This window comes from Brevibacterium sp. NPDC056726 (genome assembly GCF_042790515.1).
Lineage (GTDB): Bacteria > Actinomycetota > Actinomycetes > Actinomycetales > Brevibacteriaceae > Brevibacterium > Brevibacterium sanguinis.
In genome coordinates this window covers 421,504-437,634 of sequence record NZ_JBHTYZ010000002.1, presented here as the reverse complement: position 1 = coordinate 437,634, position 16,131 = coordinate 421,504, and the positions used below count along the sequence as shown (strand labels likewise).

Annotated in this window: 10 protein-coding genes; 4 read left to right on the top strand and 6 right to left on the bottom strand. The window is 70.5% G+C overall.

Annotated elements, in window-relative coordinates; all coding sequences use genetic code 11:
• Positions 1-2 precede the first annotated feature (2 nt).
• A complete protein-coding gene (locus ACFQ91_RS05470) occupies positions 3-1,043 on the bottom strand; it encodes a PDZ domain-containing protein (protein ID WP_232623567.1) in 1,041 nt (346 codons plus the stop codon).
• Positions 1,044-1,340: 297 nt separating this feature from the next.
• Between ACFQ91_RS05470 and ACFQ91_RS05465 the strand changes: the two genes are divergently transcribed.
• Together ACFQ91_RS05465 and ACFQ91_RS05460 are read left to right on the top strand one after the other, a co-directional pair.
• Complete coding sequence (locus ACFQ91_RS05465; protein WP_198498570.1) at positions 1,341-2,921, top strand: zinc-dependent metalloprotease; 1,581 nt, start codon at positions 1,341-1,343, stop codon at positions 2,919-2,921.
• A complete protein-coding gene (locus ACFQ91_RS05460) occupies positions 2,922-3,482 on the top strand; it encodes an NUDIX hydrolase (RefSeq protein ID WP_198498569.1) in 561 nt (186 codons plus the stop codon).
• A 4-nt stretch (positions 3,483-3,486) separates the two neighbouring features.
• On the opposite strand, the gene ACFQ91_RS05455 is transcribed toward ACFQ91_RS05460, so the two are convergent.
• Positions 3,487-4,038 (bottom strand): M48 family metallopeptidase, encoded by a 552-nt coding sequence (locus ACFQ91_RS05455; protein WP_198498568.1) that lies wholly within the window; start codon positions 4,036-4,038, stop codon positions 3,487-3,489.
• A 501-nt stretch (positions 4,039-4,539) separates the two neighbouring features.
• On the opposite strand from ACFQ91_RS05455, the gene ACFQ91_RS05450 reads away from it, so the two are divergent.
• The gene (locus ACFQ91_RS05450; protein WP_232623566.1) at positions 4,540-5,442 is read left to right on the top strand and encodes a hypothetical protein; all 903 of its coding nucleotides are present in this window, start codon (positions 4,540-4,542) and stop codon (positions 5,440-5,442) included.
• On the opposite strand, the gene ACFQ91_RS05445 is transcribed toward ACFQ91_RS05450, so the two are convergent.
• Positions 5,419-7,458: an ATP-dependent DNA helicase UvrD2 gene (locus ACFQ91_RS05445; RefSeq protein WP_198498567.1), complete on the bottom strand. Its 2,040-nt coding sequence runs from the start codon at positions 7,456-7,458 to the stop codon at positions 5,419-5,421. The two genes, ACFQ91_RS05450 and ACFQ91_RS05445, sit on opposite strands and share 24 nt — an antisense overlap.
• Complete coding sequence (gene nudC, locus ACFQ91_RS05440; RefSeq protein ID WP_198498566.1) at positions 7,455-8,432, bottom strand: NAD(+) diphosphatase; 978 nt, start codon at positions 8,430-8,432, stop codon at positions 7,455-7,457. The genes ACFQ91_RS05445 and nudC overlap by 4 nt, the downstream gene beginning before the upstream one ends.
• A 93-nt stretch (positions 8,433-8,525) precedes the next feature.
• On the opposite strand from nudC, the gene ACFQ91_RS05435 reads away from it, so the two are divergent.
• Positions 8,526-9,692, top strand: coding sequence for an aminoglycoside phosphotransferase (locus ACFQ91_RS05435; protein WP_198498565.1), 1,167 nt, complete (start codon positions 8,526-8,528; stop codon positions 9,690-9,692).
• Positions 9,693-9,713: 21 nt separating this feature from the next.
• Here the strand turns inward: ACFQ91_RS05435 and ACFQ91_RS05430 are convergent, their stop codons facing one another.
• A complete protein-coding gene (locus ACFQ91_RS05430) occupies positions 9,714-12,845 on the bottom strand; it encodes an ATP-dependent DNA helicase (protein ID WP_198498564.1) in 3,132 nt (1,043 codons plus the stop codon).
• Positions 12,845-16,096 carry a UrvD/REP family ATP-dependent DNA helicase gene (locus ACFQ91_RS05425; RefSeq protein WP_198498563.1) on the bottom strand — a complete coding sequence of 1,084 codons (3,252 nt, stop codon included), beginning with the start codon at positions 16,094-16,096 and terminating at the stop codon, positions 12,845-12,847. Before ACFQ91_RS05425 ends, ACFQ91_RS05430 begins: the two co-directional genes overlap by 1 nt.
• Positions 16,097-16,131: the final 35 nt, after the last annotated feature.

The window sequence follows — 16,131 nt, the reverse complement described above, 5'->3', positions numbered from 1 at the left end:
GCTCACTGCTGACCTTTCTCGTTGGTGGAGTCACCGGACGTGCACGACTTCAGCTGGGACGTGTCTCCGGTGGCATAGCTTTCGACGGCGGAGCGGGCGTCGTCGAGGGTGTCGATGCGGGCGACGGTGATCTGCGACTGATCGGCGGCTCCGATCACCTCGGCGCAGTTCTCGGCGGGTGAGAGGAAGAGCGTGGCGCCCTTCGCGGTGGCGGCGGCGACCTTCTGCCGGGCCCCGCCGATGGGGCCGACGGTGCCGGCGGGATCGATCTCGCCGGTGCCGGCGACGTGCTTGCCGCCGGTCATCGAGCCGGGAGTGAGTTCGTCGACGATCGCCAGGGCGAACATCGTCCCGGCCGAGGGCCCGCCGATCCCCTCGACGTTGAAGGACACATCGACCGGGAAGTCGAACTGCTGCCGCATCATGATGCCGATGGCATTGCGGCCCTCGATGGTCGCCGGGTCGAGGCTGAGGTCGACCTCGGAGCCGTCGCGCTCGACGACGAGGTCGACGGTGTCGGAGTCCTGCACGGTCGCGCTCATCGTCGCCGGCGCCGCCGAGTCGTTCTCGAGCGAGGTCCCGTTGACGGAGACGAGGCGGTCGCCCTTATTCAGCTTGCCCTCGGCCGGTGATCCGGGCGTGACCTCGTCGACGAGGAGGTCGACGGTGTAGGCCATGTCGAGTTCGCCCATGGCCGCGGCGACGGCGACGTCCTGGCTCGACGTCATCTCCACCGTGTTCGCCTCGGTGACCTGCTCGCGCGTCGTGTCGAGCGGGTAGTAGGCCTCGGTGGGCACGACCGTCTCCTGGCCGTCGATGAGCGCGCCGAGGGCCTGGGTCGCGTACGTGTCGCGGCCGGGTCCGCCGCTGACGGCCACTGTGAGCATGTCGATCTCACCGCTCGTCGGGTAGGTCTGGGCACCGGAGACGCTGATCATGGGCTTGCCCTGGTAGTCGCCGAGGGTGTTGAACACCGGCCCGGGCAGCTGCAGCATGTAGGGAATCGGGATGAGCACGGCCAGCGCGATGAGCAGGTAGGTCATGACCCCCGCCGAGGTGGCGAAACGGGGCGAGCGTCGACGGGATCGGCTCCGTGGGGCGGGTGCCTGGACAGGCACCGCTCGGGGGGCATTCTCTGACATGGATTCCTTTCGGTGCACCGCGTCACCAGTCTAGTTGAAAGGTGACGCGCGACTTCTCAGACTCCTTACGCCCGGTGCGAACACGCACCCCTTTCGCCGGGTGCGAACATGGAGCGAAACTTCGCGCGATTGGGAAGCTTCGCACATGTCCCGAGGTTAACGTGGTGATGACTACGATTCTCGAAGGCGCGTGAGACCATGAGCGACGACAAGTCCAACGACAACAGCAACGAGCAGAACCCGTTCGAGCAGATCTTCGGAATGCTCTTCGGTCAGGGCGGTCCCGGCAATCCGGGCGGTCCCGGCCAGGGCGCCTCCGGTCCGCAGGGTTTCAACATCGACCCGGCGATGATGGCGACGATCATGAGCCAGATGCAGGGGCTCTTCGGCCAGGGAGCCGACCCGAGCGCGCAGGCGACGCAGATCGCGCTGCGCAGCGTGCCCTCGCCGGATCCCGCGGTCAGCGATGACGCCGCGCATGCCGCGACGGATGCGTTCCGCCTGTCCGAACTCTGGCTCGCCGAGGCGACCGACCTGTCCGTGGCCAACCGCGCGACCGCGACCCTGACCCGCGCCGACTGGGTCAAGCGGACGATGCCCGGGTGGCAGAAGTTCGTCCTCCCGATCAAGGAGAACATGTCGACGGCGCTCACCGACACCCTGCAGACGCAGGTGCCCGAGGAGATGAAGAGCATCCTCGCCGGTGCCTCGTCGATGTTCTCGACGATGAGCGATTCGATGTTCGCGATGCAGATCGGCCAGGCCGTCGGCGCCCTGTCGGAGAGCGTGCTCACCGGCACCGAGGTGGGCCTGCCCCTCCTCCCCCACGATCAGGCCGTGCTCGTCGAGGCGAACATCGCCGCCTTCGCCGAGGAGATCGACGTCGACATCTCCCAGGTCCGCATCTACCTCGCCGCCCAGGAGCTCGCCCATCTCGCCCTCTTCGAACGCGCCCCGTGGCTCGCCGCCCAGGTGGAGACCGCGCTGACGAGGTACGCGCAGGGGCTCAAGGTCGACACCTCGCAGATCGAGGAGATGGCCTCGTCGATCGATCCGTCGAACATCTCGGATCTCAGCGACAACATCCGTCAGGGACTCTTCAATCCGCCGACGACCGATGAGCAGAAGCGGGCGCTGACGACGCTGGAGAACCTCCTCGCCGTCATCGCCGGCTGGGTCGACGTCGTCGTCTTCGCCGCGAGCGACAAGCTGCCGGCCCGCGAGCAGATCCGCGAAGCGCTGCGGAGGCGACGGGCGACGGCCGGACCGGCGGAGAAGACCTTCTCGACGCTCGTGGGCCTTCAGCTCAACCCGCGTCGGCTCCGCGATGCCGCCGCTCTCTTCGCCTACCTCGAATCGCAGGGCGGCGCCGAGGCACGCGACAACGTCTTCACCCACCCCGACCTGCTGCCGACGACCGAGGACCTCGACGATCCGCTCGGCTACAGCGAACGCCGTCAGGCCGAATGGGCGGGCGACTCGACGCTCGACGAGGCGCTCAGTCGCATCCTCGCCGAAGGCGCCGACGGCGCGTCCGGTGCGACCCCGTCGTCTGCCGGTGAGGCGGGCTCGAACTCCGACTCGCAGGAGGCAGCCGGCACCGAATCCCCGGCAGACGGCACCGCCGCCTCGGCGGACCCGACGTCGAGTGACGAGGAGGCGGATGACACGTCCGCGTCGAAGCGGGAAGCGTCCTCCGAGGCCGAGGAGGGAACGGACTCCTCTTCCGACAGCCCCGGGTCCGAGGCGACCGACGACACCGACCGCGACGAGAAGTGAATGATCGCGCTCTCGACGGCGCGTGACGAGGTCGCGCACACCGCGCGCACGAGTGGTTTCGCCGAGGCGTTCGCCGGGCTCTTCGAGTCCCGCGGCGCCTCGGCGCTCGTGCGCGCGGGCACGAGCGAGCACGTCACCGCGAGCTGCCTCGTCGTCGACCCCGACACCGAGGCGGTCCTGCTCAACCATCACCGCCGGGCAGGCGCCTGGATGCAGTTCGGCGGCCATCTCGAATCCGGCGATGTCAGCCTGCGCGACGCCGCCCGTCGCGAGGCGACCGAGGAGAGCGGCCTCGAGCGGTTCCGGTGGGTCTCCCCTGCCCCGCTCGAGCTCCACGTCCACGATCTCGCCGGTGATTTCGGCACGTGCCGGCGGCACTTCGACGTCGTCTACGGCGCGGTCGCCTCGGCCGGGCAGAACCCGGCCGTCTCCGATGAGTCACTCGACGTCGCGTGGTTCTCCATCGACGAGCTGCCCACCGCCCTCATGCCCGACCTCGTCACCCGGCTGCCCCAGCTCTACCGCGCCGCCGTCGCAGCCCACGCCGCAGACGGCCGCTGAACCCTCACCGGCCGCGGCTGAACCGCTCCCCTGCGCTGAAGCCGTCGAGGTAGAGCTTCGCCTCGGCCTGACGCGGATGCCGGTCGGCGAGAGCATGGAACTCCTTCGAGTGCGGCCCGATCTGCAGGTGGGCGAGCTCGTGGACGATGACCGTCTCGAGGACCCAGCGCGGCACGGACTGCAGGCGGTGGGAGATCCGGATGTCCCCCGATGACGTCGTCGTCGAGGCCCACCGGGTGAGGTTCTGGTTCGTCACCCACCTGATCGAGGCAGGACGCAGTCGCCCGCCGAAGTACCGGAGGCTGAGCTCCTCGGCGATCTCCGCGAGGTCGGCGGCCGAGGAATGGTCCTTCGCCGCCAGCCGATTGAAGAGGTCGGTGAGGGAGGCGATGTTCGACTCGACGCTGTAGCGCGTCGGCGCGCTGAGCACGTACGTGTCGATCTCCTTCGACACCGCGATCGTCTTCTTCCGTCGCGCCGAACGGCGCACCACGATCTCTCCGCGGGCGATCGCCCGCAGCACGCCGTCTTCCGTCCACCGCTCCCGCTCAGTCATCCCACCATGATAGGAAACGCCACGGACACGAGATTACTTGTGAGTTTCCTGAATATCGCTTCTCGGGGCAGGTCGGCGTTCGTCCACAGACGCCGACGCCGCCGGATCGCCACCCGGATCTCAAGTGACCTACGCATTCATCGCCTCCCCGGCACATCGGCCGCGACGCCGGGACCGCACCTCCTCCACAGACGAGCGACACCTGTCCACACGTTATCCACAGGATGGGGCCGAAGCGCGGCGCGGAGCGGCATTGACGGGGCCGCGAATGGGGAATAGGTTCTATGTTTGACCCCGGAAAACCCGGAGATGCGTGCGGAAGGGGAAGCCGCACGAGTCACCGCGAGCGCCTGGGGCACTATGCGGTTGAGGGCAAGTCGGACAGCGTTTTCGGCCTGTCCTCAACCGTTTTTCCACAAGGTTTTCCACAGATCTGCGCACACCGTGGCGCGGCCTGCCTCCATTCACTAGTCTGGGTCTCCCGACACGGAGGCGAGGTGGATGATGCTGCGGATCTGTCCCAGCGTTCCGATCACATGGCGGACCGCCGCGTGCCTGCAGTTCGGCGTCGAGGACCCGGTGCTCATCGACGGCCTCCTCCCCGCCGACGCCTCCCTCATCGACGACCTGCGGATGGGTCTGGGATCGGGCCAGTTCCACACCCGGGCCCAGGACCTCGGCGTCGACCTCGCCCGGGCGACGTCACTGCTCACCCTGCTCGACGAGGCGGGGGTGCTCATTCCCGAGGACTCCGACGCCGCTGCCGTACGGCGCGGGACGAATCTCCTCGCCACCGCACGCCTCTTCGACCGCTCCCCCGATCAGACCGCCGCGGCGCTGGCGGCCCGACCGATCGGCGTCGTCGGCCCGCTGCGCGTCGCGGTCGTCCAGCAGCTGTCGCGAGCGGGATTCGCCGTGACTCCCGCAACCCGCATCAACGAGCTCGATCTCACTGCCGATCCGATCGTCGTGACGACCTCGCATCTCGTTCCCGATCTCCACACCGCGACGTGGCTCGTCGATCGGGAGGTCGACCACTGCCAGATCGTGGCCGGTGAGTTCTCCGTCGAGATCACCGGGCTCGTCCGTCCCGGCGCGACCCCGTGCACCGTCTGTGCGTGCCTGCTCCTCCGTGACGCCGACGAAGGGTGGTTCGACCAGTACCCGCGCATCCGCGCGCTCACCGACCGCGATGACCTCGCCGATCCGCTCACACCCGCGCTCGGTGCCGCCCACCTCGTCCTCGTGCTCCGGGCCGCCCTCCTCACCGAGGCGGAGCCGGTGCGCCGCCGGGTGGATCTGCGCTCCGGTGCCGTCGACGACAGTGGTCTCGTCTACCACCCGCAATGCCACTGCCGCGTCCCCGCACCCGGGCTGACCCTAATCGACGAGGAGGCGCAATAGGCTCTCACCGTAGAGTTCGAGCTTCGTGGCCCCGACACCGGGCATCCGCGCCAGGCCGGGGAGATCCCGCGGATGGAGTTCGGCGATCGCCGAGAGCGAGGCATCGGTGAGCACGAGATACGGCGGCAGCCCCTGTTCGAGGCCGACGCGCGCCCGCCATCGGCGCAGGGCATCGAGCAGCTCGAGATCGACGTCGGCAGGACAGTGCGCGCAGCGCCCCAGAGCCCGCTCCACCTGGGAGACGAGGACTTTCCCGCACGTCCCGCACCGGTTCGTCCGCACCGTGGTCGCCGGTCGCCGCGCCTGACCCGGCGCCTCCTCGAGCCGGCCGAGCTCACCGAGGAAGCGTGAGGCCTGCCGCGGCTTCTGCTTCGACTCGTGCCGCGCCAGCGACCAGCTCAGCGACAGGTCGCGACCGGCACGGGTGAGCGCGACGTAGAAGAGCCGGCGCTCTTCGGCGATCGCCCGCGGGGTCTGCGCATAGCTGATGGGCATGAGCCCTTCGCTCAGGCCCACGAGGTGGACGCTGTCCCATTCGAGGCCCTTGGCCGCGTGGAACGAGGCGAGCGTGACCCCCTCGATGTCGGGTGCGAACTGGTGTTCGGCACGATCGGCGAGGTCGGCGAGGAAGTCCTCGAGCGGCACCGGCAGCGCGCTGCCGGCCTGATGGGTCTCGGCGAGGTCGACGATCGCCTTGAGCGACTCCCAGCGCTGACGGCTGGCCCCGGCCGGCGGCGGGGTCCGCGTGTAACCGGCGGAGACGAGCACCTCGGCGACGATCTCCGGCAGCGGTCGCGCTCCCGCGGCGGCGCGCGCGGCCCGGAGCATGAGGATCGACTCCTTGACCTCCTTGCGGGCGAAGAAGCGCTCCCCGCCGCGCAGGACGTAGGGGATCCCGGCCGCCGTCAGCGCCTGCTCATACGCCGGGCTCTGCCCGTTCGTGCGGAAGAGGACGGCGATGTCACGGGGACGGCGACCGGCCTTCACCTCGGCGGCGATCGCCCGTGCGACACCGAGCGATTCGGCGTCGTCGGTGGGATATTCGGTCATCCGCGGCTGCGTGCCCTCGGCGTTGTCCGTGCGCAGGGTCAGGGCGGTGCGCGAGGTGTGGCGGAGCAGGCTGTTCGCGGTCGCGACGATCGCCTTCGTCGACCGGTAGTTGCGCACGAGCCGGATCGTCTCCGGTGCCGCCAGCTGCGACGGCAGGGCCTCGAGCAGGGACGCGTCGGCCCCGGCGAAGGAGTAGATCGTCTGCGCGGGATCGCCGACGACGCAGAGGTTGTCGCGCGGCCCCAGCCACCGGGAGAGCAGATCGAACTGGAGCGGGGAGACGTCCTGGAACTCGTCGACGACGAAGTGCCGGTACTGCTCGCGGACTTCGGCGGCGATCGCCGGATACTCCGCGAGGACGCCGGTGAGGACGAGGAGGACGTCGTCGAAGTCGAGGAGGCGGCCGCGGGTCTTCGCCTCCGAGTAGGCTTCGGCGATGCGGACCATGTCCTCGACGCTGAGATCACCGGGCAGGTCCCTGGCCTGGGCTTTCGTCGCATAGTCGGCGACGCCGAGGAGGGAGGCGGCGGCGAATTCGATCTCCGCGGCGACGTCGCGGGCGAGTTCCCGGCTGACCTCGTGGCCGAGCTCCTGCATGACCGAGCCGAGGACTCCCGCCTTGTTCTCGATGATCCGGGGGAAGTCGCCGGTGGCGAAGCGGTCCCAGAAGAACCGCAGCTGGCGCAGAGCCGCGGAGTGGAAGGTGCGGGCCTGAACGGCCGGCACGCCGAGGGAGCGCAGACGGGCGCGCATCTCCCCGGCGGCCTTCGCGGTGAAGGTGAGGGCGAGGACATGATTGGCGGGGAACACCTCGGTGGCGATCCCGTAGGCGATCCGGTGGGTCATCGCCCGGGTCTTGCCGGTGCCGGCCCCGGCGAGCACGATGACCGGGGAGGAGAAATGGGTGGCGACGGCCCGCTGCTCGTCGTCGAGGGCGGCGAGGAGGTCGGCGGCGCGAGCGTTCACCGACTCTCCAGCCACGACCACAGCAGCTGGCCGGCGATCGAGACGGTGCCGGGGGTGCCCACGCGTCCGGCGGCGATGTCCGCTTTGAGCTCCTCCCGCGTGAACCACTTGAGCGAGGTGATCTCGGCTTCGTCGGCGGTGACGTCGAGCGACACCGCCTCGGCGGAGAAGCCGAGCATGAGGGAGCAGGGGAACGGCCACGGCTGCGAGCCGAGGTAGCGGGGGTTGACGACGGTGACGTGCGCCTCCTCCCAGACCTCGCGGATCACTGCGTTCTCGAGCGTCTCGCCGGGTTCGACGAAGCCGGCGAGCAGTGAGTAGCGGTCGGCGGGCCATGCGGCGTTGTTGCCGAGGAGGACGCGTTCGACACCGTCGGCATCGGTGTGGACGATGACGACGATGATCGCGGGGTCGGTGCGGGGGAAGTGCTCGCTGCCGGTCTCCGGATCGCGGCGGACCCATCCGCCGTGGACCACCTCGGTGGGGGTGCCGGTGCGCGGGGAATGGGTGTGCGCGCGGTGCCAGTTGCTCAGCGCCACGAGTTCGCAGGCCAGGGACACGTCGACGTCGTCGAGGGCGTCGGCGAGTTCGCGCAGCGGCAGCCACACGGGTTCGGCGCTGTCGATGCCGGAGCCAGGGGCGGTGAGGAGATCGGTGGCGTCGCGATCGCGGGCAGCGGCCAGTGCGGTGTCGAGGACGCTGCGTCCCTCGTCGCTGAGCCCGATGCCGATGTAGCGCTGGCCCGCGGCGTCCCGGCCGAGGTAGATCTCCGTCTGACCGTTCGGCACGAGGTCGCGGGCGGCGCGGAAGAGGCCGCCGCCGGCCACGAGCAGGGACCCGCGATGCTCGAACACCGCGGCCGGTCCGCCGGCCCACACCTCGGTGAGATCGCCGTCTGCCCCGCGGGTGAGATGATCGCGGTCGATGCCGTTCCTGGCCAGGCTGACGGGCGTGATCATGGGCAGCGGTTCCATGGATTCCACGATAGCTCAGGGGTCTGACGCGGCGGACACGCGTAGGGGTCCAATCCCCGGCCTGGACGGGGCGCAGACGGTAGATTGGGAAGGGTGGATACGAAGGCGCTCAAGTTGGCAGCGGTCGCGGCGACGATGCTCGACGACTTCTCCCCGACGACATGGACACCGCTGCCCTCCCTCGATGCGGGAGTGAGGATTCTCATCGGCGACGGGGAGACCGAGTACGTGGCGACGGCGCACACCCGCGTCGACCGGTCCGCTGACACCGGGTCGATCGCCGAGGCGGCCCGGATCTACGATCTCGCCTACCCGCACGCCGATTTCACGTGGCCGCATCTGCGGGCGATCACCGAGGTCGAACCGAAGCTCTTCGCGACCGAGAAGGCGGTCACCGTCACCCTCGCCGATCCGCTTCCCGGTGCCCCGGTCGGTGACGAGCCGATCGCCGATGTCGCGCGGGCGAGCTCGCTGGCGCAGACGCTGGCGACGCTCCACTCGGCCGCCCCGGAGCCGATCTCCGACGCCGGATTCCCCGTCGAGGAGCCCTCCCGCTTCCAGTTCCAGATCCTCGACCGCCTCGATCAGGCCGCGGCCACCGGGCGGGTGCCGTCGACTCTCCTCCAGCATTGGGAGGAGGAGTTCGAGAAGGTCGCGCTCTGGCACTTCCTCGCCACGCCCATCCACGGCGCCATCGACGAGTCGAGCGTCTACACCGATGAGGAGCGGGTGCTCGCCCTCTCGGAGATCGGACGGATCCGGGTCTCGGATCCGGCGATCGATCTCGCCGCGGCCTCCGCGCTCATCGATCCGGCCGCGGTGCCGACGTTCTTCACCGAATACCGCAGCTCACGGCCCCGCGCCGATGACCACATCGTCACCCGGGCCGAACTCCTCGCCGAGTTCGCCGTCCTCGACTGGCTCCTCGAAGCCGTCGACTCCGGCGACGAGGAGGCGATCCAGGACGCCGCCGACCTCCTCACGTCCTTCGACCAGGTGCTCCTGCACCCTGACGGCTCCGACGTGCCGACTGCGCCGGTGTCATCGGACGATGTGGCCGAGGGGTCGCATGCCGCACCGTCATCGGCCTCCGGTCCGGGCGGGTCGGCCGCCGGCGAGCCTCACGCGACGGGCAGCCGGCGTCCGTCGACGCCCGCGGCCGAGTCCGAGTCTACGGCCCAGTCCGAGTCAGCGGACGACGCTGACGAGGCGACGGCGTCCCCGGCGACCGAGCGGTCGGGCAGCACCGAACGGAGCTGACCCGCACTCACTCGCTCGCGCTCAGTCATGGGCGGCCAGCCATGCGATCACCTCATCCTCCTCGGGCAGGTCGGAGAAGCTGACGACGTCGTCGCTGCCGACGAAGTAGAACGTCCCGGTCACCTCGGTGACCTCGGGGTGGACCCGCTGGACGGCGAACCGGTAGAGCGCCAGCTGCCACTTCATCACCTCGAGCGTCTCCGCGTTCGGCCTCCTCGACGTCTTCCAGTCGACGACCTCGGCCTGGTCACCGGTGATGAACACGGCGTCGATCTTCCCGGGCACCCGGAACCGGCCGAGGACGAGTTCGAAGGACATCTCGATCTCCGCCGCCTGCCGACGCGCGAAGTCCGAGGCGAGGAATGTCTCCTGCAAGCGCGTGAGCTGCGCGGTGTCGGCCGGCCGCACGGTCTCGAGCTCGTCGATGTCGATGCTCGCCTGTCCGAAGTGCCGCTCGACCCAGGCATGGAAGCTCGTGCCGATCTCCGCCGCCCGGCTCGGAGGTTCGGGCACGGGACGCAGCGTCTGCGTGCGGAACTCCTCCGGATCCCGCCGCCATGACACGAGGTCCGTCGTCGACAGGCGGTCGGGCAGTCGACCCTCCGCCGCCGGCTCCTGGGCGCGGAGGATGGCCTGGGCGCGCCTGGCCAGGACGGCCACCGGGGAGTCTCCGCCCGCGACGGTCTCGAGGTCGATGTCACCGGCGGCCTCCACCCAGCGCCCGGCGCGTTCGGCGATGGCGACCCGTGCGGTGCGCGGCACCGGCCACACCGTCGTCTCGATCCGATCCGCCGCGGACTCCTCCGCGGGGTCGGGGATCTCCGGGTTGAGCCCGGCGGCCTCGGCGGCCTCACGGAGGAACGGGGAGAGCTCGTCGGGGGTGGACCGGGATCCCATGAGCTCGGCGCCGAGCCAGAGATGATGCTTGGCGCGGGTGAACGCGACGTAGGCGAGCCGCCTCTCCTCCTGCTCGTGCGCGTCGGCCACGGCTGGCTTGATGAATTCGCTGACCCATTCGTCGAGTTCCTTCTTCGTCTCGAACTCGGCGCTGCGCAGGTCGTAGTCGACGAGGTGCAGTCGATCCCCGCGCAGCGGATAGGGCAGGGCGGTGCGTCCCATCCACCCCTCCTTGTCCCGGGGTTCGGTCGGAAAGTCCTTGACGACGAGAGAGGGCACGGCGACGGCGTCGAACTCGAGTCCCTTCGAAGCGTGGACGGTCATGACGTTGATCGCTCCCGGGGCCACGGTCGGCTCGGCGGCGCTGAGCGCGTCCTTGACCTCCATGAGCGAGAGCCATTCGAGGAAGCCGGGCACACTCGGCCGCTCGGCGGTCGCCGAGTACTGGGCGGCGGCGGAGAGGAACCCGTCGATCGCCTGGCGGTGGACCCGGCGCAGGGCGTCGCCGAGCGCCCAGATGTCGGAGTCGATGCCCGTCTCCGTCAGCGCGGTGCGCACCACCGAGGCGAGTGTGCCGGTGCCCGCCCGCACCGCGCGCAGAGCCCGGGCGAAGCGGACGAGACGCTCACGGGCGGTGTCGCTCAGCCCGGTGGCCCGCGTGGCGGGGGTGTCGATGAGTTCGTCGAGGCCCTCGACGATCGTCGCGACGTCGATGGCTTCGGCAAGCAGCTCTCCCCCGCCGGCGGCGGCCTGCGACCTCGCTGCGGCCTCCCGGCCCTTCGCCTGGCGCCGGGTGAAGGCCGAGAGCGCGGCGATGTCGGTCGCGCCGAGGCCGAGCAGACGCCCGCTGAGCAGCCGCATGAGCTCGTCCCCGGCCAGCGGATCGACCGCGGCGCTGAGCACGGCGCGGAGGTCGGCGACGTAGGGGTCGCTGAGCAGGCCGGAGGACCCATGGACGTGGACGGCGAAGCCCGCGGTCTCGAGCGCGGCGGTGACGGGGGCGAAGTGCGCGCGCTTGCGGCACAGCACCGCCGTCGAGGCGCCCTCCGGCAGTCCGGCCGCCCATTCGGTGAGCGAGCGCAGCCCCACGGTGAGGAACGACTCGTCGTGCGCGCCGGAGGAGACGTCGACGACGACGTCGCCGACACCGGCGTCGGGGCGGGTCGTCAGGGGCGTCTCCCGGCTGCCGGTGAGCCCGTCGGCGACCCGGTTGGCGACGTCGAGGATCGTCCGGTCGTTGCGCCAGCTCGTGCTCAGGGTCAGCGACTCGACGTCGGTGAAGTCCGCGTCGAAGCGGATCATGTTGTCAGCACTGGCTCCGCGCCAGCCGTAGATCGCCTGCCGGGGATCGCCGACGGCGGTGACCGCTGTCCTCGAGAACAGGGTCGAGAGCAGCGTGAGCTGAGCGACGGAGGTGTCCTGGAACTCGTCGAGGAGGACGATCCTCCACCTCGCCTGCTCCGCCGCCAGGGCGTGGGGCACCTCGTCGACGATGCGCTGGGCGAACCGCACCTGATCGGAGAAGTCCATGGCGAGATGACGGCGCTTCGCGCTCATGTACTCCCCGGCCAGGGCCGCCGTGCGGATCTTCTCCTCGAGCTTCCGACGCCGACCGCTCGGGTCGACGGGTTTGCCCTTGCTCGACACGAGCGCCCGCAAACATGCCTCAAGGTAGTCGGTCACCTCGGCGACATCTCGGCCGTGGTCGTTCATCGCCCCGGCGAACGCGATGATGTCGGCGATCATCGTGTCTCGCGCATAGCTGCCGGGCACCGCCTCGGCGGACGCGGCATCGATGACCTCGGCGGCGATCGCGTGGGCACCCGCCTCGTCGAGGAGCACCGTCTCGGGTTCGATGCCGATGCTCGCGCCGTGCTCGCCGACGATCGCCGCCGCATACGAGTTGTACGTCGACACCGTCGGAAAGTCGAGTCCCGGCAGAGCGAGGTCGCTGCCCTCGCCGAGGTTGTGCCGCAGGCGCGAGAGCAGCACCCGGATGCGGCTGCCGAGCTCCCCCACGGCCTTGCGGGTGAACGTGAGGCCGAGGATCTCCTCGGGCGCGACGTGCCCGTTGGCGACGAGCCAGACGACGCGCTGGGAGATGACGGTCGTCTTGCCCGATCCGGCGCCGGCGGTGACCTTCATCGTCTGGGCGGGATCGGCTTCGATGATGCGCTGCTGTTCGGGGCTCGGACCGAACGCGCGCGTCGGATCGGCAGCGGTGAGCCGAGCGAGGTCGTCGGCGCTGAATCTCATCAGGACTCCTCCAGCATGTGGGGGCCGATCGCCGGGCACGACGATCGCACGGGACAGCTCAGGCACTTCGGCGGGTCGACGCGGGCCGGGAAGTCCGCCGAGCGCATCCTCGTCGAGACCTCACCGATGAGGTCACGCGCCCAGTCCGGGTCCTCGTCGGCGCTCACCGCGCCCTGCAGCCGCTTCGTCGACTTCGTCCGGCGCAGGAAGACGAGTTCGGCGCCGACGGCTTCGACGTCGACGACCCGGCCGTCGGGCAGGGTGAGCGTCCCGGAGTCGACGGCCTCCTGGTAGACGCCGAGCTGGGCGTGCCGGGGCATGTCGGCGCCGGCGGGAACGTTCCGCCCCGTCTTGAAGTCGACGATGCGCACCCCGTCGGCAGTCGCTTCGACCCGGTCGAGCCGACCGGTGATCGTCCATTCCTGCCCGAGGTCGTCGACGCCGGAGGCACGAACCTGGGCTTCGACGCCGAGGACCGACCCGGGGGCGTCCTCGATGTACTCGCCGAGGCGGTCGACCATGGCCATCGCGGCCGTGTGCTCCCGCTCGCGCTCCCAGTCGGTGGCGAACTCGAGGGTGGCGAACTCGCGTTCGACGTACTCCCTGATCGTCGAGGTCGGGCCGGTCGGATGGTGTTCGGCGGCGGCGTGGAGGATCGTGCCGATGCTCTGCGCGGTCGTCCCTCCCCGGTCGCCGCCGTGGCGGGTGAGGAACCAGCGCAGCGAGCAGTCGGAGAATGTCTCGACCTGCGACGGGGAGATGGTGACGTCGTCGTCGGGCGTGAACAGCGGTGCCGTCGAGGTGACGTCCTCGGCCTCCCTCCACTGTCCGGGTGCGCGCGACCCGGGAACCGCGGCGGTCAGCGCCGCCGACAGTGCCGCCCAGTCCGCGGCGGCTGCCGGTGCCGGATCGTCACGCTCACCGGCGGAGTCGCGGGCGGCTTCGAGGAGTTGGGAGCGGGCCAGCGCGGCGATCTCGGCGAGGTCGAGGGGCGGCAGCTCATCCTCGTCGGTGAGCGTGTATCCGTCGGTCGAGGCGGTGCCGCGTGACGTGGCTGCGGCGATGACGTCGAAGAACGCCGAGGGCGCGGACTCGGAGTCCGAGAGTGCGGTGACGATGATCTTTTCCCGGCCCCGCGTCAGGGCGGTGTAGAAGAGCTCGGCTTCCTCGCGCAGGTTCGTGCGCTTGGCGTGCGCATGGTAGCCGGGGTCCGCGGTGACGGGATCGTCGCCGGCGAGGAGCGCGGTGAGGTCGCCGAGTCCGAGGATGCCGCCGCGCAGCTTCGGGTTGGGCCACACCCCCTCGTTGACGTCGGTGATGATGACGCAGGGCACACGGAGGTGGGCAAGCGAGGCCGGGGTGCCGACCTGGACGTGGTCGGCGAACCCGGACGTGCGGGCGAGCGAGTCCTGGGCGATGTCCTGCTCGGCGACGATGCCGGCGAACGAGCGGGCGGTGAACCCGCCGCGGTCGGTGATCTTCTCCGCCAGGGTGAAGAGGCGCAGCACGGAGTCGAGGTGGGCTCCGGCAGTTCCGTCGGGGTCCCGCAGCGCCTCGGTCTGCCAGCGTTCGGCGACGCCGGCGGCCTCCCAGATCGCCCAGAGCGCGGTGTGCGGGTCCGCATCGGCGTGGTCGGCGGCGGCACTGAGCATCCGGGACAGCGTCGACAGTCCCGGTATCGGTGAGTCCGCTGGGGCGTCGCGAAGCGCGAGGGCGAGCGATGCCGTGCTGTCGGCGGCCGGGTAGGCGCTGCGGACGAGGCGGCGGAAGCGGCGCAGCTGCACGGCGTCGAGGCGGATGTAGACGCTGCCGGCCAGGGACAGTGCGACCCGGGTAAGGGCGTCGTCGTCGCCCAGGCCGGGCGCTTGGGTGAGGAGGTCGAGCAGGGGCGCGGTCGCCGGGTCGACGTTGAGGGGCTGGACGATGGTCGCCGTCGGCGTGCCCGCCGCGCGGAGTTCGCCGGCGGTCACCCGTGCCGTCGAGGCGTTGCGGCAGATGACGGCGACATCGGAGTTGGAGTGCCCGGCGGCGACGAATTCGGCGATTCGTCGGGCGAGGTAGCGGTGGGCCGACGCGGCACCGGCGAAGACATGGGTCTCGACGGCCTCATTCGCCGCGGCCTCGTCCGCCGTGTGCTCCGACCCGGCGGGCGCAGCCGCGTCGTCCCCCACCGCGTCCTCTCCCACCGCGGGCGTGAGCGTACGCGGCATGTGCCCGAGTCCCCACCGGGTGGTGATCCGTGCGCCGAATCCGTCGGAGACGGCCGCGAGCTCGGGATCGGTGTCGACGACGCGGTCGAGAACGAGAGTGTCGAACCGGGGATCGGAGGCCGCCCGGTCGAGCACCGAGGCGTCAGCCCCGTGGAAGCGGCCCGTCACCGTCTCCGGGGCGCCGAAGAGCGCGAGCGCAGTCCCGCGTTCGCGCAGCTGCTCGAGGACGCCCCAGCTGGCGGCGGGGAAGTCCTGGACCCCGTCGGCGAGGACGACGGAGGGAACCCGATCGGGAGAGAACGACCACGGCCGCCCGGCGGTCACCTCGGCGGGTTCACGGAGGATCTCGAAGGCCGCGCGGGCGAGCACCGTCGCCGCATCGATGCCCCCGTATCCGGGCATGCTCATGATCCCGAGGTACTCCTCGAGCACCGCAGCGACCGCCGCCCACCGCGGGTCGGGGTGGGTCGCGAGGACCCGTTCCAGGGCGCTGCGTCCGGCGTCGAAGACGTACTCCCCGTGTTCGTCGGCCGGCGGCAGCCGGACCCCGAAGTCGAACTCCATCACCCGGTTGAGGACGTCGCGGATCTCGGTGCGGAACGCCGAGGTGGCGCGCACCTCGGCGGTGATGTCGGACGGCCAGTGCGGGGTGCGTCCGTGACCGGCCTCGTGGCCGGCGAGGAGATCGGCGAGGAAGACGTCCTGGTCCGCACCCGAGACGAACTCGAGCTCCTCCCCGGTGCGGGTGGCGTGGGCGGCGCGGGCGATGCCGTAGGAGAACGACGAGATGCTGCGGGCCGGAGCGGCCCGGAGGATCGCCTCGGCGGGGACGGGGAGCGTGTTGCGCAGGACGTCGGCATGGTCGCGGTTGGGGGTGAGGACGAGGATCGACGAGGGATCGACGGACTCGACGAGGCGGCCGTAGACCGCCCTGAGCAGCGTCGTCTTCCCCGTCCCCGGCCGCCCGATGACGGCGGCGGATTCGCGGTTGAGCAGCGCCGCGGACAGCGTCGCCGTGTGATCGGGTGCCAGGTCATCCATACCCGTATTCCATCATGTGCCGCTGACACGGCGGT